Raw genomic sequence first — 18565 nt, forward strand, 5'->3', positions numbered from 1 at the left:
CTGCTCTGTATCGTCATCTCCCGACCAAAACAAAATCGCCCGAAGAGCGTTCACCGAGTCGCTGCTCTCCTCTTTAGTCCAACATCTGCGCCGCAATCGTGTTCCGCAGGACTTCGCTGGTGCCCTCGTAGATTTCGTTCAGTTTGGCGTCGCGGTAGTAGCGCTCGGCGTCGAAGTCGGTGGTGTAGCCGTAGCCGCCGTGAATCTGGATGCCCTCGTTGGCCACCTCCCTACTGATTTCGCTGGCGAACAGTTTGGCCTGTGCGGCGTGTTTGATGAAGTCCTCGCCGCGCATCTTGCGGTCGGCGGCGCGGTGCATGAGCATCTTCGCGGCCTGAATCTTCGTGTCCATGTCGGCCAGTTTGTGCTGGATGGTCTGGAAGTCGCTGATGGGGCGGTCGAACTGCTCGCGCTGCTGGGCGTATTCGAGCGCGTCGTCCCGGGCTGCGCGGGCGAGACCGATGCTACGTGCGGCGATGGTGATGCGCCCGCCGTTGAGCGTCTTCAGGGCGTGGACGAAGCCGTCGCCCTCCTCGCCGAGCAGGCGGTCCTTGGGAATCCGGAGGTCGCTGAACCGGAGTTCGGCGGTCGGACAGCCCTTGTCGCCGAGTTTGTGCTCCGTGCCCTCGACGTGGAAGCCGTCGTCCTCCTCGGGACGGACGACGAACGAGGAGATGCCCTTGTTCCCCGCGTCCTCGTCCGTCTTGGCGAAGACGGTGACGGTGTCGGCGACTGAGCCGTTCGAAATCCAGAGTTTGCCGCCGTTGAGGACGTACTCGTCGCCGTCCTTGTCGGCCGTGGTGTCCATCGCCGGAACGTCGCTCCCCGCGCCGGGTTCCGAGAGCGCGAAGGCGCCGATGTCGGTGCCCTCGTTGACCGGGGTGAGGAACTCCTGTTTCTGCTCCTCGTTCCCGAACTCGTAGAGCATGTTACCCGCGAGGCTGGTGTGGGCGGCGACGACGGTTCCGAGGCCGCCGCTCCCGCGTGCGATCTCTTCGAGGCCGATGGCATAGGAATGGTAGTCGAGTCCGGCCCCGCCGTACTCCTCCGGGAAGGGCATGCCCATCAGGCCGAGGTCGGCCATCTCCGAGACGAGGTCGCTGGGGAATTCGTCGGTTTCGTCGATTTCCGCGGCGCGAGGCTTGATTTCCTCGTCCACGAACTCCGCGACCATGTCCCGGATCTGTTTCTGCTCTGCGGAGAGACTGAAGTCCATAACGGAAAATGCGTGCAGTCAATCCTTTACTTTTCCCATCGCGGTCCAACCGGGTCCATTGCTGGCGTACGACATCCGCTCGCGGGAACCGGTCGTTCCTCGTCGGCTTACGACAGTCGCTTGCGGATGGAATCGAGCGTGACGACGCCCTGCACGAGGTACGACGCCTCCTTGCTTTTCGGCGCGATGGTGGCCGCACCGAGCAGCAGCGCGCCGCGCTTCGCGTTGCCCTTCTGGAAGGCGTACCCCGCCTGCGCGAGCAGGGAGAGGATGTTGAGTTTGTCGAACGAGATTCCCTGCAGGTCGTCCATCTCCTGCAATCCGTCCAGTCCGTTCAGCGGATTGTTCTCGCCGGGTGCGGCGGACGTGAGCGCTCCGACGCTGGCACATGCGACGCCGAGTATGGTTCGGATCATGGACTAGAGTAGAGCGTCCCCACAGGGGAAGGTCTGCGGGGCGAACTTGAAAGCCGTTCAAGGGGGAATGTGTGGAGAAGCGAGGGACGAGGGCGGAGTGGAAGCGAGAGACACGGGGTTCGAAACCGATTACCGACCGGAACCCGAACGGCGTACCATGTACGGCGTGGTGACGCGAAATCCCGAGGAACTCGACTGGCCCGAGTTCGAGCGGGGATTCTACGAGATGAAGGACGTGACGGGGCGTGCAACCGAACCTGTCGAGATGGGCGTGAACATGATCTCCTGTTTCGGCGACAGCACCGCCGCCGAGAACGACCCCTCGTTGGTGCCGGTGAGCGACGAGGGCGAACTGGCGACCCGCGAGCAACCGTACTTCGACTGGGGGTACATCTGCCCGACGCGCGAAGCCTACCGAGAAGGACTGTTGGAGATGGTCTCCGACGCCGCCGAGGCCTACCCCGACGTGCGACTGGACGACATCGGCTTCCCGCGGGCGGAGTACTGCCACTGCGAGCAGTGCGAGGCGGAATTCGCGGAGAGCGACTACGACGACTGGTACGCGTGGCGCGCAGACGTCATCACGGAGTTCGTCGCGGAAGCGACCGACCGAATCCCCGGTAAAACGTATCTGACGCTGTACCCCGACCCGTATCCGGGCCACCTCTACGAGCGCGCCGGACTCGACTTGGACGCGCTGTCGGAACACGTGGACGAGTTCGTCGTCCCGTTGTACGACATGGCCTACTCGACGACCTACTGGCTCGAAATCATCGCCAGTGGGTTCGCCGACGCGCTCGACATCCCGTTCAGCATCGAACTGTACGCGGTCGATATCGACATCGACGACCTCATTCACGCCACCGAAGTCGCCGACGCCTACGCGAACGACGTGTTCTTTGGCTACGAATCGGGCAACGCCCGCGGCGCGATTCGGCGGATGGACGCCGACTCACGCGACGGCGTCACGCACGGCAACTAGCCGAACTCGTTTTCCTGCCACGCGACCAACTGCTCGCGGTCGCGGGTGTTTTCGGGTAACTTCCCGAACCATTTCGCATCCGTTATCTCGCCGTCCGGGTCGCGGACCGTCGGCGTCGTCGTCTTCGCACACGCCTGAAACACGGGGAGGATACCCCACGTCGAGTACTCGCCGCACCGAATTGCAGTACGGGTTGCGATTCCGAGTCCTTCGTAGTTCGCTTCCACGCCCGCCTCCTCGCAGAGTTCCCGTTCCGCGGTTTCGCGGTAGGACTCGTCTTCCTGAATGCCGCCGCCGGGGAGCACCCACGTGTCCAACCCGCCGTGCCAGACGAGGAGGATTTCGCCGGACGGCCGATAGACGATGGTGTGTGCGCCGTACGGCGCGCCGGTGTCCGAGACGCGCCGGGCGAGCGTCCGAAATCGCCGCCGGGAGACATCGTACGTCCGGGTGAACTCCATAAATCCCGTGTGTCGCTCCGTCAGTCGATGATAGGCCTGTTCGGCCCGCTGGTCCGCCTCGGTAGCGAGAAACCAGAGGTCATCGAGCGTCATCGTGTGACTGACCGCGATGTGACTCGGATGGCGAACGAGAGGGAGAATCCGACCGCGCGGAGAGTGCAATCATGTGCCAGGATATTCGAGCGGGCGAGATAAGCCTTCGGTCGGGGACACTCCGGAATCGGACGGTTTTTACGACCGGATGGGCTATCCGGCGGTATGAGCTTTGAGGAAGACGACGCGGTCATTCTGCACGACCAGCACAGCGAATACGACGGCGACGAGGGGACGGTCACGCAAGTCATCGAGAACATGTTCGGCGACGCCACCTACACCGTCAGCTTCGAGGACGGACAGGAAACCGGCGTTCCGGAGGACTCCCTCGAAGCGGCCGAGGGTGACGCCGACGAAGACGCGGACGACGAAGCGTAACTTTTCTTTCCCCCACTCGTACGTACCATCATGGCCAGCGTTCCGTTTCATTACATCGACCTGCGGGCATTCTGCTATGCGACCGAAGACGACCAGCGCGTGGAGGACGCCCTCGACGCCTACCTCCCCGAGGAGGCCGAAATCGAGCGCATGAAGAGCGAAGGGCATCTCGGCGACCGAATCCTCATCCTCTCGGCGCGGGTGGAGAACGCCGACGAAATGCGTCACATACTCGGCAAACTCCGCGAACTGGACGACATCGAGCAAGTGCGCGGGGAACTCGACCAGCGCGTGGACGACAACTGTTCGTTTTTCATCTCGCTCGACAAGCAAGCCGCGTACCGCGACGAGGTTCGACTCGGGCAGGGAATCACCCTCCGCGCGAAAGTCGAAGCCTACCCCGCGAAGAAGGAAGCAGCGGTCGAGAACGCCAAGGAGGCGCTCTCGTAATCACGATTACGGCATCTCTCCCGGAGATAAGCCGACACAAAGTTTATTATGATACCTCGTGTTGTGTGAATCGTTACCACGCAACGCGTGGATGAGTATCATGCTAGAATGTCCATACTGTAGTTCTGACCTGAGCCATGGCAGCAGTTCCCGCACGACTCGTAACGGCAATCCGACCGGCCACAAAAGCACCGGTACCGAATATGTGTCGTGTCCGGACTGCGGCGGCGTGATAGACGGTTTCTCGGACCACTAACCTCGCAAACGCGTCTTTCGAATTTTTGCGGCTGATCGTACTCCCGTGGGACAACTCGAACGGTGCCGAGTCTACCCGCAGAGCGAGGAAAGGAACGGCGTTCGACATCGAAGTCGGTGAGCGAGCGGTCCGACCGGCACGGGGAAATCCGAGAGTAACCGAAGCACCTCACAGATTCCCAGCGCTCCTGTCAGGAACGCACAGGAGAGGAAGATGGCGAGTCCGAGCGGGGGAACGACGACGAGGGAGAGCGGCAGGGCGATTCCCGAGACGGAGATGGAGTACGTGATGAAGTGCGCCAGAGCGAATATCGGCGGTGCCGCGAGAAGCATCGTCGCGGCGATGCGGCCGAGACGAGCGTTCGAGAGCGGGTCGAAACCGACCTTCCGCGCGCTCCAAACGTGGAAGAGAAACATCGAACCGTAGCCGATGCTCGTCGAAACTGCCGCTCCGGACATCCCGTAGCGGGGAATGAGTATCGCGTTGAGCCCGAGATTTATCGCCGCGGCGGCACCGGTCGCGCGAATCGGGAACCCGAGCGTTCCCTCGCCCTGACTGATGGCGAGAATCGGCCGCGCGACGGCGAACCCGAGCGCACCCGGCAATAACAGGAGGAGCGGTTTCACCGTCGGCTGAAAGTCGGAGCCGAGATACACCGGAACGACGTCGGGCGCTAACGCGGCGAGCCCCACCGCCATCACGCCGGTCATGAGTAGCGTGTATCGTGTGGTGCGTGCGGCGAGGTTCGATATCTTGTCGACCCGTCCCGCCGCCCAGAGTTCGGACGTGGAATGGACGAAGACCGTCTGGAGCGCCAGCGGGACGAACCAGAGGAACTCCGCCAGTTCGAGCGCTCCCCGGTAGTATCCGACTTGTTTGGAAGTGGTCAGCAGGGTGAGCATCATGAGATCGACCTGATAGAGCGACGTGAGACAGAGGATGAGAACGATCGATTGGACGTTGAACGTGAGCAACTCCTTGCGTGGAAACTCCGAGGACGGAACCCTGAAAACGCTCCCCAACGACACTTTGCGGTTGACCAGCGCGAGGCCGAGGAGGGCGACGGCCGTGCTCGCCGCGATGTTCCCGACGAACATCCCGGTGACACCGTACCCCGCGCTGATGAGCGCGAGGGCGATCCCGACGAACGTCACCTTCTGTACGATCTGCAGCGGTTCGGAGTAGCGTTCGAGACCGAATCCCATCAGCGTCCGGCGGGCGTACGACTGAAACTGGCTCACGACGACGAGGACGGCGAGCAGGTACCCGTATATCTCGTATCCGGGAGGGAGGAGGGAATCGAGGACGCCGCTCCACGTGACGAGCGCGACGAGTCCCGCGCCGACGAGCGCCAACCCGGACGCCAGTCGAAAGTAGAACCCGACGACGTGGGACGTCCAGTCCGGGAACGCCCTGTTCTCCGCGAGAAACTTCCGGACACCGTCGCTCACCCCGGAACTGACGAAGATCATGAACAGCGAGAACGGGGCGAGGAGGCCGTAGTAGATACCGATCCTCTCGGCACCGAGCCATCGATACAGGATCGGTGTGGTGAGGAGTCCGATGAAGAGCGTGAGCACCTTCGCTCCGGCAACGGACAGAACTCCGTCCGAGATGCTTCGGTCCATTACTGTATGCTACGGTCGCGTTGGTCGTCCAAATACTTTCTCGCTTGGAACGGAATGATTTTCCCGACCGGATTTCGGATACCGTCGGCAGGCGGGGTGAGCCTCCACAAAGCGAAGGCTCGCCGGGTAATCGTGATGAAAATGTGCGGGACCGGATTCGAACCGGCGGACCCCTACGGGACAGCGTCCTAAGCGCTGCGCCGTTGGCCTAGCTTGGCTACCCGCACGCAGTATGGCTTTTTCATGTGCCGGATAAGTACCTATCGTTCTCGTCGGACGAGCGTTTATATCGGATGGCGAGCAACGTTTTCTCGTGTATCGGGCACGTGACCACGTCGAAAACGAAGCCTGGCTCGCCGAAATTCAACAGGCCGCGGACCGTCTCGAACTCGAAACCGCCGCTCGCTCGCGAGCGGCGGACCTCTTCCTCTCGACCGTCTCCGACGCGGATGACCCCGAGGACCGCTCGAAACGCGCGGTCGCGGCCGCCAGCCTGTACGCCGGGTCGCTCATCGAGGGCGACCAGCGCTCACAGCAGGTCGTGGCGGACGCGATGGACGTCTCTCGGCTGACCATTCAACAGCGCTGGAAGTCGATTTTGAAAGAGGCCGGACTACAACCGCCGTCGTGGTAGTTGCGTTCGGAAAATTCAATCGCGTCCGTCGTCGTCCGGGGTCAGATTCCCGTGTTCGTCTATCTCGCCGACGACGATTCGCGTGCTGGAGATGATGTCTCCGTCCTCGGCCTCGACGTGCGGAACGACGACGATTTCGAGCGGGTCGTGTCCCTTCTCAGCTCTGAGTTCGTTGATTCGCTTGCCGCCGTCCTTCGTCTCGGGAGAGACGATGAGCACGTCGAACTGCTCCTCGGTGGCGATCCCCGTCGGCTCGGTGAGTTTTCGAACCTCGAAGTCGCGGTCGTGTTCCCCCGCAAAGTCTCGCAGTTCGGCTTCGAGGTCGGCTTTTCGTTCCTCGAACGAGCGGACATGTCGGTCAACGTTTCGAGTCGCGGGAGCGAGATCGTCGCTCGTCAACCCGACGGTGACATCACCCAACTCGAACGCTCGCTCGAACAACGCCCGGTGTCCATCGTGAACCGGGTCAAACGTCCCACCCAACGCAACGTCCATACCCCGGCGAATGGTTCCGCGTGGTTTATCACCTTCGGAACGCCGCGACACCACCGGACGCGGGGTCTCCACCTCGTTGTCGACGAGCGAACATATCGGCTAACTTCGGGTGGGGGTCACCGCGAGACGTCGGTTTCGATGAATTTCGGTGTTTCACCCGCTAAAATGCTCGTATGGAGGGAGAAACGGTTCCCGATCGGCTAAATTCCTCCTCGAAGGCGAAACGTGATTCTTAAGGGCAGAACGGGTGTCGTTTCGGATATGAGTGACGAACAAGAAGCAGATGTAAACGAGGAAGAAGAAACTCAGACAGAGGAGGGGCTGCAGGAAGGAAACTTCATCAGTCTCGATTACACGGCACGAACCGCCGAGGACGAGGACCTCGTCGACACGACCAGCGAAGAGGTCGCCGAAGAGGAAGGCATCGAGGCGGAAGACCGCGAGTTCGGTCCGCGCACCATCGTTCTCGGTGCTGGCCACATCTTCGAGGACGTCGAAGAGGACATCTACGGGAAGGAAGCCGGTGACGAGGGAACCGTCTCCGTCGAGCAGGCGTTCGGCGAGTACGACAACGAGCAAGTCCGCACGATCAGCGCCGACAAGATCGGCGAGGACGACCGCTACCCCGGTGCTCGTGTCAACGTCGACGGCCAGCAGGGCTACGTCGAGACCATCATCGGCGGCCGCGCACGCGTGGACTTCAACCACCCGCTCGCCGGTGAGGACATCGAATACGACTACGAAATCGTCGAAGAGGTCGAGGACGCGGAGGAGAAGGCCAAGGGTCTCTTCTCGATGTACATCGACGCCGACCTCGACATGTGGATCGAGACGGACGAGGTCGAAGAGGAAGTCGAGGACGAGGACGGCGAGACCGAGACCGAGACGGTCGAGAAGGAAACCCTCTACATCGAGGCGACGCCGCAGCTATCGATGAACCAGCAGTGGATGTTCCAGAAACAGCAGATCGCACAGGACGTCATCGACCGACTCGACCTCGACCGAGTCATCGTTCAGGAGACCATCGACGGCGCCGGTGCCGGTATGATGGGCATGGGCGGAATGGGTGGCATGGGCGGTGCCGACCTCGAAGAAGCCCTCGAAGACGCCGACATCGACGAGGACGAACTCGTCGAGGAACTCGAAGCCGACGACGAAGCCGAAGAAGTCGAAGAGTAATCGAGTCCCTCGATTCGTATCGAACCGAATCGAACCACATCGAACCGAATCGATTTTTTCGCACGGACGTGAGCGTCGGATATGCAATCCCCGACCAGACTCTTTCATCTCCACTTCAACACGCCCGACGTGAACCATGCGGAGGCCGAACTCGACGCGCACGGACTGCCGCCCTACCGGCGATTCGGGCAGGTCGATGGCGAATTCCACGCGCTCGACGCGGCGGACCCGATTCCGGACGACTTTCGCCTCCGCCTCCAGAACGCCCAGCGGGGCTACGTGAACGTCACGATAGCACCGGGACGAAAGCCGCATTTCGACCATCTCGGTCTGTGTACGACCTCGTTCGATGAAATCTGTGACCGTGCGGTAGAGGCGGACTGGTCGGTCCGGGACCGCGACGGACGACGGACGTTCGTCATGACCCCGTGGGGGTTCCGGGTCGAACTCCACCCGGACGGGAGCGACGTGGAAACGGACCTCGGACCGTGGGACGACACCCGTTTCGAGCGGGTCGAACTCACCGTTCCGGACGCAGACGCGGACGAGCAGTTTCGGCGCGTCTTCGGCGACGTTCCGGGGCTCACGTTTCGGGAGGGCGACGAGGTGCGGGTTCCGGGGTTCGAACTCGGCGGGGCGGCGTTTCCGGGCGGGAAAACCGTGGAGACCGCTTCGTTTCTCTGACTATCCCGTCGCGTTCTCGGAGTTAATGTTCCGGGCGGACCAGCTTCCGGCGTTCGCGTGCCGAACGACCCCCGAATCGACGCTCGCGTTCTCGATGACGATGTCCGGTCGTGGCTTCGAATCCGGATTCGTCACGGCCGGATCGACCTGCGGGTCCGTCGACTGCTCCGGCACCGTGACGTTGGCCGTGGACAGCGTCGTCACGTTCAGCGTGTCGAGGGATGCACCTTCGACGGTGAGGTTCTCCAGCACGTGTCGCTCGATGACGCGGTTTTTCACGCCGGGGTCGAACAGATCACCGCCCGGAACGTTCCAGATCGAGCGGTTTCGGATGACGATTCTATCGGCGCTGACGTTTTTCAGCGTTCCATTCCGGATGTGGACCGTCGAAACCGAGACGTTGTGGAGGGTGACGTTCCGCTTCGCTCCGCGCTTCGTCCGCAACGTCCCGACGTGAACCGTATCGATGGTCGCGTTGTCCACCGTCGTGTTCCGGAGCGCCCACGTCCTGACGGTCACGTTCTTGATGGAAACTTTGTAGTTGCCGACTTGGACCGCCGACAGCGCGCTCGGAGACGGAGACGTGTTGGTCGCGGCCGACGTGCTGGTTGCCGTACTGGCCGCGATGGCTGCACCGCCCGAGACGACGAGAAGAAGCGAGAAGACGAGTGCGAGATGTCTGCCGATTCGGGTTCCCATACCGGGAAGCATTTCGAGTGACAGCATAAACCGGGCCGACCGTTCGTTCCAGTTCGCCTCGTTAAGCGTTCCAGTTCGGCCCGTTAAGCCGTCGTTTCCTACTTTACGCTGATGTGTGCGGCGAGGTCGTCGCGGAGTATCGTCTCACAGTACTCACACCGAACGCCGTCGGGGAGCACTTCGAACTTCGAGTCCACCGGTTCGTCCTCGGTCGAGATACAGTTGCTGTTCGGGCAGGAGAGGATGCCGGTGACGTACTCGGGTCGCTCCAAGCGGTGCTTTTCCGCGACTTCGTACTCCCGGATGATGTTGATGCTCGCGTCGGGCGCGATGAGCGAGAGCACGTCCACCTCGTTCTGGCTCAACTCCATCCCCTCGACTTTCACGATGTCCTTTCTCCCGACCCGGTCGCTGGGAACGTTCATCCCGACGCTCACCTCCTCGCCGTCGGCCCCGTCGATGCCGAGAATGGCGAGGACGTTGAGCGCCTGTCCGGCGCGAATGTGGTCGATAACGGTGCCGTTTCGAATCTTACTGACGCGGAGTTCGTGGTCGCTCATTGGTCCTCCAGCATGGAATCCAGCAGTGCCATCCGCACCGGGATGCCGTTGTGTGCCTGTTCGAAGTATTTCGCGTGTTCCGTCTCGTCCACCTCGGGCGCGATTTCGTCCACGCGCGGAAGCGGGTGCATGATGGTCAAATCGTCCGGCGCGGCTTCGAGCGTTTCGAGGTCGATTTGGTAGTCGCCCGCGACAGCGCGGTACTCGTTCTCGTCGGGGAAGCGCTCGCGCTGGATTCTGGTCACGTAGAGCACGTCCAAGTTCGGGAGGATTGCCTCGATATCCGTGTGCTCGCGGACGCTCGCCCCGGCCTCGTGCAGGTCGTAGCGGACGCTTCGTGGCAGTTTCAGGCTCCCCGGACTGATGAAGTGCTGGTTGGCGTCGAAGTTCGTCAGCGCGTAGGCGAGCGAGTGGACCGTGCGGCCGTATTTCAAGTCGCCCATGATGCCGATGGTGAGGTCGTCCAGCCCCGCGTTCTCCCGAATCGTGTACAGGTCGAGCAGGGTCTGAGTCGGGTGGTGTCCCGCGCCGTCGCCCGCGTTCAGGAGCGGAACGTCGACGAACTCGCCCACCATCTTCGCCGCACCCTGACTCGGGTGGCGCAACACGAGTGCGTCAGCGTATCCCTCGATGACGCGGGCCGTGTCGGCGAGGCTTTCTCCCTTCTTCACGCTCGACGATTCGACGGGTCCCATGTCGACGATATCGCCGCCGAGGCGCTTGATGGACGTCTCGAAACTCATCTTCGTGCGGGTACTCGGCTCGTAGAACATCAGTCCGAGCAGTTTTCCCGCGTGTCGATCCGCGAACGCCGACGGGTCGGCGTCGATTTCCGCGGCGTGGTCGAGGACGTCCTCGATGTCCTGCCGCGTTAGTTGTTTTGTGTCGATAAGGTGGTCGTGCCGCATCGTTCGAACAGGGGTCGTCACGCGTCTTGAAAGGTACGGGTCTCACCCCGAAGTTTAAATCGGATGATGAGTCCACTCCCGGTATGCTCGCTATCGCCGGTGGCAAGGGTGGCTGTGGCAAGACGACGACGACGCTCGGTCTCGCGGGTGCACTCGGGAGGACGCGCCGGTCCGCCCTCGCCGCGGATGCCGACGTGGACATGCCGGATCTGCATCTGCTCGCGGCCGTCGAACCGACGCCGAACCTCGCCGCGGTTGCGGCGGGCGAGGATGTCGAGACCGCCACCCATCCGCCGCCGAATCTCTCCGGCGTCGGAATCGTCCCCGCACCACGAACCATGGGCGAACGGATTTCGCTGGCGGACGCCCTCCCCCGTCTCCCCGGCACTGCTGACCACGTTCTCGTGGACTGTCCGGCGGGTGCTGGCCCGGATGCGGCGACGCCGCTCCGCATCGCGGACCACGTCCTGTTGGTGACGACACCCGACCCGGCGTGTCTGCGCGACGCGGCCAAAACCGCCGCGATGGCGCGTGCGCTCGGAACGACCATCATCGGCGTCGTTCTCACGCGAGCGGACCGTCCCCTTCCGAGGGTCCAGCGACTGCTCGGAACACCAGTGCTCGCCTCGATTCCGGACGGCGGCGTCGCGGTGCTCTCCGACGAGTCGGTCGTTCGGGCGTACGACCGACTCGCGTCGGTGCTCCTGTCCAAACGGCTCTGACCGCCCCCGGAACTTCGTGTGAAAAGAACGCTCTCGTCGTGGATAGTTCCCGTCTATCGTCGTCATCTGCCGTCGTTCGTCGGCGGTCGCCGTCTACCGTCGTTCTTCGATTCGACGCATCTGTTCGCGGTGCAGTGTCACGATCATGTCGGAGAGGACGCCGAACATCAGCAGTTGCAGGCCGAAGATGATGGAGACACCCGCGACGACGGCGAGTACTTCGTGTGAGATGTGGCGTGTCACCCACTCGACGCCGACGTAGGCGCCGAGGAACACCCCGAAGAGACCGCTGACGAATCCCATGCTTCCGAAGTAAAAGAGCGGGTTGTTCGTCTTGGCGAGTTGGTACAGCGTCATGATGATGTCGCCGCCGTCCCAGAGCGGGTGGAGGTTCGTCTCCGAGTCGTCGGGGCGTTCCTCGTACTGGACCGGGACGACGGCGGTCGGCACGCTGTGTTTGACGCATTCGACGGCGAGTTCGGTTTCGACGCCGAAGCCGTCCGAGGTGAGATACGCCCGCTCGGCCGACTTGCGGGTGAACGCGCGGTAGCCGCTGAGGATGTCCTTGAAGTTCGAGCGGTGGATGACCGCGAAGGATTCGTTGATGATGCGGTTTCCGAAGTGGTTCAGCCGCGGCATCGAGCCGTCGTCCATGTCCGCGAATCGGTTGCCGATGACGTGGTCGTACCCATCGTCGAGCGGGGCGAGCATCGTGTCCGCATCCCCGGGTTTGTACGTCCCGTCACCGTCCAGCATCAGGACGTACTCCGCTTCGATGTGTTCCAGTCCCTCGCGGACCGCTTGGCCTTTGCCGACCCCGCTCTGTTGGATGACGCGCGCGCCGTGATCCGTCGCCACGTCGCGCGTTCCGTCGTCCGAGTTCCCGTCGACAACGAGAACGTTCGAAAATCCCTGCTCACGGAAGCCATCGATGACCTCGCCAATCGTCTCGGCTTCGTTCAACGTCGGGATGAGTACGCACACGTCCTCTCTGTCGGGCATCGTCGGGAGATGAACACCGGGAGGCTAAAAGCCCAACCCTTTGACTCTGTCAGCGACGAGAGGGGTAGTGGAAAAGATCAAGCACGGTTGATCGTCACCACGCGTACTCGTCGCCGTGGGTCGCGGTCGTCGCGCTCCGCGTCGTACGCGTGCTGGCCGTCGACGAAGACGTGCTGGGCGTCGGCGGTGATGTCGAACGGTTCGCCGTCCCAGACGACGAGGTCCGCGTCCGTCCCTTCTTCCAGCGTCCCCACGCGGTCCTCGATGCCCAGAATCTCGGCGGGATTGCGCGTGACGGTCCGGAGGGCGGCTTCCTCCGGGAGTCCCTCTCGAATCGCCAGTCCGACACAGACGTCGAGGTGTTCCTGCGGGAGGACGGGTGCGTCGGTCTGGATGGCGATTTTGACCCCCGCGTCGTGGAGGATGCCGGGGGTTTCGAAGGTGATGTTCGACAGTTCGTACTTCGCGCCGGAGTAAAAGGACGGGCCGACGATGGCGGGGACATCCCGTTTGACGAACTCCTCCGCGAGCGCGTGACCCTCGGTGGCGTGCTCGATCGACAGGTCCGAGATGCCGAACTCGTCGGTGATGCGGAACACGGTGGCGATGTCGTCGGCGCGGTGGGCGTGGACGCGGAGCGGGAGGTCGCCCTCGATGACCCGCGACAGGTTTTCCATGCCCAGGTCGCGCTCGAACGGGTCGCCGTCCTCGGCGGCCTTCTCCCGGCGGTCGATGTAGTCCTCGGCGTCCATGAACGCCTGTCGGAGGGTGGCCGCGATGCCGGGTCGTGTGGTGGGCTGGCGGTCCTTCTGGTCGCCGTGGAACCGCTTCGGGTTCTCACCCATCGCGGCCTTCATGCCGTCCTCCCGGATCAGCATCTCGTCGGCGATGTTCCCGTAGGTTTTCATCGAACAGATGATGCCACCGATGACGTTCGCGCTCCCCATCCGGGCGCTGACGGTCGTCACCCCGCCCTGGTAGGCGTGGCGAAGGTGCTCGTCACGCGGGTGAAAACCGTCCAGCGCGTTGACGTGCGGCGTCACAGGATCCGAGAGTTCGTTCACATCGCCGTCCTCCGGTTCGCCCCACTCGCCCATCCCGGCGTGGCTGTGGGCCTCCACGAGACCCGGCGTCACTGGCTTCCCACGGGCATCGATGACTTCGGCGTCGTCCGGGACCTCGACGTCACCCTCCGCGCCGACCGCCACGATTTCCCCATCCTCGAACAGCACAACACCGCCATCGATGGTTCCCGCGTCGGCGACCGTGCGAACGTCTCCATTGAGAATTGCCTGCATGCCACAACCACCGAGGGCGGGAGAATGAGTATTTCGGTTCGAAACATAGGTTGCCGATTTCCGCACGTATAACCCATTCATCCACCACTCACTCCCCGCCTACCCCCATTCACCTCCGCCCACTCCCCGCCCACTCACCCACTCCCCACCTTCCCACACTCCCCACCTACCCACCGACTACCTTCGAACCGCTCGATTACTTTCCTTCGAACTCCGGTTCTCCTTCGCCGAAGAATGCGTCCAGCCCCCGCTTGAAATCGGCCGTCGTGGTCATCCGGGCGATGGAATCCGTCTCGGCGGCCATCTGGGCCGACAGGTCCCGTCCCTGCCCCCGGTTGAACAGGCGCTTGGTCGCGCCGTAGGCCTTCGTCGGACCGTCCGCGAACTTCGCGGCGAGTTCGTCGAGGCGCTCGTCGAAGTCGGGCGCGACTTCCGTCGCCAATCCCATCTCGACGGCCGCTTCGGCGTCGATGGGTTCGTCGAGCAGGGCGATTTCCTTCGCCCGCCGAAGGCCGACGATCTTCGGGAGGAAGAACGTCGAACCTGCGTCGCCGGTCAGACCGACGCGCGGGTACGCGAACTCCAGTCTGGCGTCCTCGGCGAGTAGGACGATGTCGCCCGACAGCGCGAGGCCGAATCCGCCGCCCGCCGCGACGCCGTTCACGCCGGTCACGACGGGTTTCGGTGCCCGCGCGAGGTTTTCGATGGCGCGGTGGAGGGAGGAGGCGATGCTTCGAAGCGTCCGGCCGTCGCTCGCGTCGCCCGAGAGCACCGACAGGTCCGCACCCGTGTTGAACACGCCGTCGGTTCCGGTGAGCACGACACACCGCGAATCGTCCTCGTACAGGTCGGCCGTCGCCGTCCGCAGTTCGGCGGCCATCGCGGGATTCATCGAGTTGTGCGTTTCCGGGCGGTTCATCGTCACGCGCGCCACGTCGTCGGTCCGCTCGACGGAGAGGTGTTCGAACTCTGCCATACCGGTTCTGTGGGCGGAATCGCCAAAACAGTACCGTGGTACGGCGACCGATCCCGTGGAGTACGGCGACCGATTTCGATTCCTAACGCTCGCGCGACCGAAGGCTAAGAATTTAGTATCCCTCCTTGAGTAGCGTAGGAATATGGAGCGATTCGACGTTGCGATAGTGGGCGGGGGCCCCGCAGGGATGGCGGCCGGTGAACAAGCAGGGAAACACGGCGCGAGCGCCGTCGTCCTCGAAAAGGGCGTCCCGCGCGAGGACCGCGAGTTCCTCGGTCCCGACTCGACCGACGCCGCCGGAATGCTGGATTACTGGATCGACATCATGGACGAGGACTACGAGGACATTCCCGACGAGGTCGTCCTGCAGGTCCTCGACAGCGCGGATTTCATCGGCCCACACGAGGCCGTCACCCTCCGCGGTACGGGCATAGATGCGTCGTACCCCAATATGGGATTCACCTTCTTCCGCGCCCGCATGGACGACTGGCTACGGGAGCGCGTCGAGGATGCGGGCACGGAGTACCGCGTCGGCGTCGGCGTCAAGGCCGTCGAAACCAACCTCGACGCGGAGTACCGTCACGCGCTTCGACTCGCCGACGGCGAGGACATTGAGGCGAAGTATCTCGTCCTCGCCGACGGGCCACAGCGCCAGGTTACACTCGGGGCGCTCGATCAGTTCATGCCCGAGGGCAGTTCCACGAGCGACTACCTCAGCCCGCCGGAAGTGAACCACATCGCGTATCAGGAGTACCGCGAGTTCCCCGAAGAGGTGTTCGAAAAGTCCGCCATCAAGTTCTGGTGGGGCGTCATCCCCGGCGAGACGGCCTATCCGTGGGTCTTCCCGAACGACGGCACGGTTGCCCGCGTGGGACTCACCATGCCCATCGGAATGACGTTGGAGGACGTCGACGACCCCGACTCCTACGACCTTCTCCGCCCGGACGACGAGGGACTCCCCCGTCCGAACGAGTACATCCGCCGCCTCCTCGAACGCGAGTACGGCGACGAGTACGACATCGAGGAGGACTTCCCGCTCGTGGAGGACCGCGGGAAATCGAACGGCACCGAAACGTACCCCATCTCCTCGACGCGGCCCATCGAATCGCCCGTCGGAGCCGGAATCGCCGTCGCTGGCGGTGCGATGGGAACGACCAGCGCCTTCCACGAGGGCGGCTACCACGTCGCGGTTCGCTCGGGCAAGATCGCCGGAAAACTCGCCGCGACCGACGACATCGAATCGTACAACGACGAGTGGAAGGACGCGATCGGCGACGAACTCCTGCGTAACATCGCCTTCGCGGACATCGTGGAGGAGTACGGCCCGGACGACTGGGACAAGGCGTTCTCGATGGTGAACAAACTGCTCAACGACGACGGCACCGGAATCGGAAAGCTCGATTCGTCCAGCCTCTCGTCCGGCGTTCGCGCCGGGAGGCTCATGGCCCAGTACAAGAAGACGAAGTTCGGCTACCGGAACGGCAAGTACGTGCAGGTCACCGAGGACGAGTACACGTACTGACGCGACGCCGACCATCCGTTCCGACGTCCGGATTTTCGGCTCCGAATATCTGTTCTGATAACTGAACCCGAAACTCCTTATTCGGCCGTCGTCTACCGTTCGATGCGCACCTCAGTCCCCGCCGGAGTACTCCCACTTCGGGAGCGATGACCGAGCGGAGAACCCAGGTGTGCAACAGTTCAGTGAGCGTAGTGAGCTCCAAAATCACTGCCCGTGAGTCGGGGCTAACTGGCTCGGAAGTCGGTCGCCATTACTGACGCGACCCGCTTCGACGGTTCAGCCGTCGAAAGTTGGCGATATTCTCGCCCGCCCGGCACGAGGGTTTGCCAGCCGACTCGGCACGCCGCCACGGAATGAGGCTGGAGGTTAGTGTTCCGGGCGATATTTCCATTACTCCGACAGAGCCAGTCGAACGTCTCCATTCGATCGGGCAAAACGTGAGTGTTCGTCACGAGCGTCGTTTCGACCGTACGGAGCGTTGCAAGCGGGAGGACCCCGGCTGATAACTGAATACGCTTTTCGTGGGGTCTTGAGCGCCTCAATCGACAGTACGGCAGCGAATGTTAGAACCACAAATAATATTATTAGAGGCGTCTAAACTACTGTTAACCAATGTCTAATCGTGCGTTCTCCTTTCGCGAGTTGGCGAAGTACATGGGACCGGGCTTTCTCATCTCGGTCGCGTACATGGACCCAGGGAACTGGGCGACGAACATCTCCGGCGGCGCGAAGTACGGCACCGCCCTTCTCTGGGTGATCGTGCTCGCCTCGATGATGGCGATGGGTATCCAAATCGTCGCTGCCAAACTCGGTATCGCTACCGGGAAAGGAATCGCACAGCTCTGCCGTGAGCGTCTCCCGCGGCGCGTCGTGATCGTCCTCTGGGCGGCCGCCGAACTGGCGATGATCGCCACCGACATGGCAGAGATCATCGGGGCGGCCATCGGGTTCAGCCTCATCTTCAACATCCCGCTACCCGGCGGTGCGATCCTCGCCGGGGCATCCAGCTTCGCGCTGCTCGGCGTCCGCACCGCTTACAAACGGGGCTTCCGCGCCATCGAGTACGTGATTATGGCCCTCGTCGGGGTCATCGCCCTCGCCTTCGTCTTCGAGGTCGTGCTCGCCCAGCCAACCACCGGACAGGTCGCCGCCGGTCTCGCGCCATCGATCCCGAACGCCGACGCCCTCTACGTCGCCATCGGTATCCTCGGTGCGACCGTGATGCCCCACTCGATCTACCTCCACCCCTACATCGTGCAGGACAGACGGGAACGCCTCGTCGCCGAGTCCGGAGACACCGAAGACGTCCACCGCAACCACTTCCGCTACGAATCGATCGACACGGTCGTCGCACTGTTCGGCGCGATGTTCGTCAACGCCGCGATGCTCGTGGTCGCCGCCGCGGCACTCACCGGAACCGGAATCAGCACACTCAACGATGCCTACGTCACCCTGAGCGGCGTCTTCGGCACGAACGCCAGCCTCGCGTTCGGCATCGCGCTCATCGCCGCCGGACTCTCCTCCTCGCTCGTCGCGACGATGTCCGGCCAGACCGTCATGGACGGGTTTCTGGACTGGAACGTGAACGTCTGGATCCGGCGCTCGGTCACGCTGGTCCCCAGTCTCGCCGTCGTCATCGCCGGGTTCGACCCGACGAGCGTCCTCGTCGCCAGCCAGGTCGCCCTCTCGTTCGAGTTGCCGTTCGTCCTGATACCGCTCGTCTACTTCACCCGCGAGGAGGGTCTTATGGGCTCGTTCGTCAACCGCACCAGCACGACGGGCGTCATGGGCGCCATCGTCGCGCTGATCTCCGTGCTCAACGTCTGGCTGCTCTACACCACGATATTCGGCTAAGTTCGGGTGAACGCCGACTTCGGGACGGAGTTGCACGAGCCATCGAAGACCAGTCGTCTCGGGGTCACGTGCGTTGCACTGCGCGCTAACCGCTATCATCCGATTATATATTTTCCGAGACACGACACGAGGTATGAGTTCGACGGCAAAAC

General features: G+C 62.9%; 19 protein-coding genes, 1 tRNA gene and 1 pseudogene. 9 read left to right on the top strand and 12 right to left on the bottom strand.

Annotated features, from left to right (window positions below):
* Positions 1–73 precede the first annotated feature (73 nt).
* Together A4G99_RS10495 and A4G99_RS10500 are read right to left on the bottom strand one after the other, a co-directional pair.
* Positions 74–1216, bottom strand: a complete 1143-nt coding sequence (locus A4G99_RS10495) for an acyl-CoA dehydrogenase (protein ID WP_066143086.1) — start codon at positions 1214–1216, stop codon at positions 74–76.
* A 107-nt stretch (positions 1217–1323) separates the two neighbouring features.
* On the bottom strand, positions 1324–1632 hold the full coding sequence (locus tag A4G99_RS10500) for a hypothetical protein (protein ID WP_066143089.1): 309 nt from the start codon (positions 1630–1632) through the stop codon (positions 1324–1326).
* 157 nt (positions 1633–1789) lie between these two features.
* Here A4G99_RS10500 and A4G99_RS10505 point away from each other — a divergent pair, with 157 nt between their 5' ends.
* Positions 1790–2614 carry a hypothetical protein gene (locus A4G99_RS10505; RefSeq protein WP_066145126.1) on the top strand — a complete coding sequence of 275 codons (825 nt, stop codon included), beginning with the start codon at positions 1790–1792 and terminating at the stop codon, positions 2612–2614.
* On the opposite strand, the gene A4G99_RS10510 is transcribed toward A4G99_RS10505, so the two are convergent.
* Positions 2611–3168 (bottom strand): NUDIX hydrolase, encoded by a 558-nt coding sequence (locus tag A4G99_RS10510; protein WP_066143092.1) that lies wholly within the window; start codon positions 3166–3168, stop codon positions 2611–2613. The two genes, A4G99_RS10505 and A4G99_RS10510, sit on opposite strands and share 4 nt — an antisense overlap.
* A 165-nt stretch (positions 3169–3333) precedes the next feature.
* Here A4G99_RS10510 and A4G99_RS10515 point away from each other — a divergent pair, with 165 nt between their 5' ends.
* Together A4G99_RS10515 and A4G99_RS10520 are read left to right on the top strand one after the other, a co-directional pair.
* On the top strand, positions 3334–3546 hold the full coding sequence (locus tag A4G99_RS10515; protein ID WP_066143095.1) for a hypothetical protein: 213 nt from the start codon (positions 3334–3336) through the stop codon (positions 3544–3546).
* Positions 3547–3576: 30 nt separating this feature from the next.
* The gene (locus A4G99_RS10520) at positions 3577–3996 is read left to right on the top strand and encodes an RNA-binding protein (RefSeq protein ID WP_066143098.1); all 420 of its coding nucleotides are present in this window, start codon (positions 3577–3579) and stop codon (positions 3994–3996) included.
* A 327-nt stretch (positions 3997–4323) separates the two neighbouring features.
* Here A4G99_RS10520 and A4G99_RS10525 read toward each other — a convergent pair whose 3' ends face one another.
* Positions 4324–5880, bottom strand: a complete 1557-nt coding sequence (locus tag A4G99_RS10525) for a polysaccharide biosynthesis C-terminal domain-containing protein (RefSeq protein WP_066143104.1) — start codon at positions 5878–5880, stop codon at positions 4324–4326.
* Positions 5881–6022: 142 nt separating this feature from the next.
* Positions 6023–6107 (bottom strand) — tRNA-Leu (locus A4G99_RS10530).
* Between the two features lie 86 nt (positions 6108–6193).
* Between A4G99_RS10530 and A4G99_RS10535 the strand changes: the two genes are divergently transcribed.
* Positions 6194–6514, top strand: a complete 321-nt coding sequence (locus A4G99_RS10535) for a cyclin (RefSeq protein WP_066143109.1) — start codon at positions 6194–6196, stop codon at positions 6512–6514.
* A gap of 15 nt (positions 6515–6529) precedes the next feature.
* On the opposite strand, the gene A4G99_RS10540 is transcribed toward A4G99_RS10535, so the two are convergent.
* Positions 6530–7009 carry a phosphopantetheine adenylyltransferase gene (locus A4G99_RS10540; protein ID WP_066143111.1) on the bottom strand — a complete coding sequence of 160 codons (480 nt, stop codon included), beginning with the start codon at positions 7007–7009 and terminating at the stop codon, positions 6530–6532.
* Between the two features lie 261 nt (positions 7010–7270).
* Between A4G99_RS10540 and A4G99_RS10545 the strand changes: the two genes are divergently transcribed.
* Both A4G99_RS10545 and A4G99_RS10550 read left to right on the top strand, forming a co-directional pair.
* Complete coding sequence (locus A4G99_RS10545) at positions 7271–8188, top strand: peptidylprolyl isomerase (protein ID WP_066143114.1); 918 nt, start codon at positions 7271–7273, stop codon at positions 8186–8188.
* An 81-nt stretch (positions 8189–8269) separates the two neighbouring features.
* On the top strand, positions 8270–8872 hold the full coding sequence (locus A4G99_RS10550) for a hypothetical protein (protein ID WP_066143116.1): 603 nt from the start codon (positions 8270–8272) through the stop codon (positions 8870–8872).
* Here the strand turns inward: A4G99_RS10550 and A4G99_RS10555 are convergent, their stop codons facing one another.
* The 3 genes from A4G99_RS10555 to pyrB all read right to left on the bottom strand — a co-directional run bounded on the left by A4G99_RS10555 (position 8873) and on the right by pyrB (position 11039).
* On the bottom strand, positions 8873–9571 hold the full coding sequence (locus A4G99_RS10555) for a hypothetical protein (RefSeq protein WP_223301820.1): 699 nt from the start codon (positions 9569–9571) through the stop codon (positions 8873–8875).
* Positions 9572–9669: 98 nt separating this feature from the next.
* Complete coding sequence (pyrI, locus tag A4G99_RS10560; protein ID WP_066143121.1) at positions 9670–10131, bottom strand: aspartate carbamoyltransferase regulatory subunit; 462 nt, start codon at positions 10129–10131, stop codon at positions 9670–9672.
* On the bottom strand, positions 10128–11039 hold the full coding sequence (pyrB, locus tag A4G99_RS10565) for an aspartate carbamoyltransferase (protein ID WP_066143124.1): 912 nt from the start codon (positions 11037–11039) through the stop codon (positions 10128–10130). Before pyrB ends, pyrI begins: the two co-directional genes overlap by 4 nt.
* Positions 11040–11122: 83 nt before the next feature.
* Between pyrB and A4G99_RS10570 the strand changes: the two genes are divergently transcribed.
* Entirely contained in the window at positions 11123–11761 is a 639-nt protein-coding gene (locus tag A4G99_RS10570; protein ID WP_066143126.1) for a cell division inhibitor MinD, read from the top strand.
* Positions 11762–11854: 93 nt separating this feature from the next.
* Here A4G99_RS10570 and aglJ read toward each other — a convergent pair whose 3' ends face one another.
* The 3 genes and pseudogenes from aglJ to A4G99_RS10585 form a co-directional block, all read right to left on the bottom strand.
* A complete protein-coding gene (gene aglJ, locus A4G99_RS10575; protein WP_066143130.1) occupies positions 11855–12763 on the bottom strand; it encodes an S-layer glycoprotein N-glycosyltransferase AglJ in 909 nt (302 codons plus the stop codon).
* 94 nt (positions 12764–12857) lie between these two features.
* A pseudogene (locus A4G99_RS10580) lies at positions 12858–14061 on the bottom strand (amidohydrolase).
* 196 nt (positions 14062–14257) lie between these two features.
* A complete protein-coding gene (locus A4G99_RS10585) occupies positions 14258–15037 on the bottom strand; it encodes an enoyl-CoA hydratase/isomerase family protein (protein ID WP_066143136.1) in 780 nt (259 codons plus the stop codon).
* A 142-nt stretch (positions 15038–15179) separates the two neighbouring features.
* Between A4G99_RS10585 and A4G99_RS10590 the strand changes: the two genes are divergently transcribed.
* Positions 15180–16559 (top strand): NAD(P)/FAD-dependent oxidoreductase, encoded by a 1380-nt coding sequence (locus tag A4G99_RS10590; protein WP_066143139.1) that lies wholly within the window; start codon positions 15180–15182, stop codon positions 16557–16559.
* Positions 16560–17171: 612 nt separating this feature from the next.
* The gene (locus A4G99_RS10595; RefSeq protein ID WP_082837784.1) at positions 17172–18413 is read left to right on the top strand and encodes an Nramp family divalent metal transporter; all 1242 of its coding nucleotides are present in this window, start codon (positions 17172–17174) and stop codon (positions 18411–18413) included.
* The last annotated feature ends 152 nt before the right edge of the window (positions 18414–18565 follow it).

This window comes from Haladaptatus sp. R4 (genome assembly GCF_001625445.1).
Classification (GTDB): domain Archaea; phylum Halobacteriota; class Halobacteria; order Halobacteriales; family Haladaptataceae; genus Haladaptatus.

Excerpts from the sequence above, each read along its gene's own strand:
- aglJ (WP_066143130.1), bottom strand. The coding sequence starts at position 12,763 with ATGCCCGACAGAGAGGACGTGTGCGTACTCATCCCGACGTTGAACGAA.
- A4G99_RS10590 (WP_066143139.1), top strand. The coding sequence starts at position 15,180 with ATGGAGCGATTCGACGTTGCGATAGTGGGCGGGGGCCCCGCAGGGATG.
- A4G99_RS10585 (WP_066143136.1), bottom strand. The coding sequence starts at position 15,037 with ATGGCAGAGTTCGAACACCTCTCCGTCGAGCGGACCGACGACGTGGCG.
- A4G99_RS10500 (WP_066143089.1), bottom strand. The coding sequence starts at position 1,632 with ATGATCCGAACCATACTCGGCGTCGCATGTGCCAGCGTCGGAGCGCTC.
- pyrI (WP_066143121.1), bottom strand. The coding sequence starts at position 10,131 with ATGAGCGACCACGAACTCCGCGTCAGTAAGATTCGAAACGGCACCGTT.
- pyrB (WP_066143124.1), bottom strand. The coding sequence starts at position 11,039 with ATGCGGCACGACCACCTTATCGACACAAAACAACTAACGCGGCAGGAC.
- A4G99_RS10525 (WP_066143104.1), bottom strand. The coding sequence starts at position 5,880 with ATGGACCGAAGCATCTCGGACGGAGTTCTGTCCGTTGCCGGAGCGAAG.
- A4G99_RS10555 (WP_223301820.1), bottom strand. The coding sequence starts at position 9,571 with ATGGGAACCCGAATCGGCAGACATCTCGCACTCGTCTTCTCGCTTCTT.
- A4G99_RS10495 (WP_066143086.1), bottom strand. The coding sequence starts at position 1,216 with ATGGACTTCAGTCTCTCCGCAGAGCAGAAACAGATCCGGGACATGGTC.
- A4G99_RS10505 (WP_066145126.1), top strand. The coding sequence starts at position 1,790 with ATGTACGGCGTGGTGACGCGAAATCCCGAGGAACTCGACTGGCCCGAG.
- A4G99_RS10515 (WP_066143095.1), top strand. The coding sequence starts at position 3,334 with ATGAGCTTTGAGGAAGACGACGCGGTCATTCTGCACGACCAGCACAGC.
- A4G99_RS10510 (WP_066143092.1), bottom strand. The coding sequence starts at position 3,168 with ATGACGCTCGATGACCTCTGGTTTCTCGCTACCGAGGCGGACCAGCGG.
- A4G99_RS10545 (WP_066143114.1), top strand. The coding sequence starts at position 7,271 with ATGAGTGACGAACAAGAAGCAGATGTAAACGAGGAAGAAGAAACTCAG.
- A4G99_RS10520 (WP_066143098.1), top strand. The coding sequence starts at position 3,577 with ATGGCCAGCGTTCCGTTTCATTACATCGACCTGCGGGCATTCTGCTAT.
- A4G99_RS10540 (WP_066143111.1), bottom strand. The coding sequence starts at position 7,009 with ATGGACGTTGCGTTGGGTGGGACGTTTGACCCGGTTCACGATGGACAC.
- A4G99_RS10570 (WP_066143126.1), top strand. The coding sequence starts at position 11,123 with ATGCTCGCTATCGCCGGTGGCAAGGGTGGCTGTGGCAAGACGACGACG.
- A4G99_RS10595 (WP_082837784.1), top strand. The coding sequence starts at position 17,172 with ATGTCTAATCGTGCGTTCTCCTTTCGCGAGTTGGCGAAGTACATGGGA.
- A4G99_RS10550 (WP_066143116.1), top strand. The coding sequence starts at position 8,270 with ATGCAATCCCCGACCAGACTCTTTCATCTCCACTTCAACACGCCCGAC.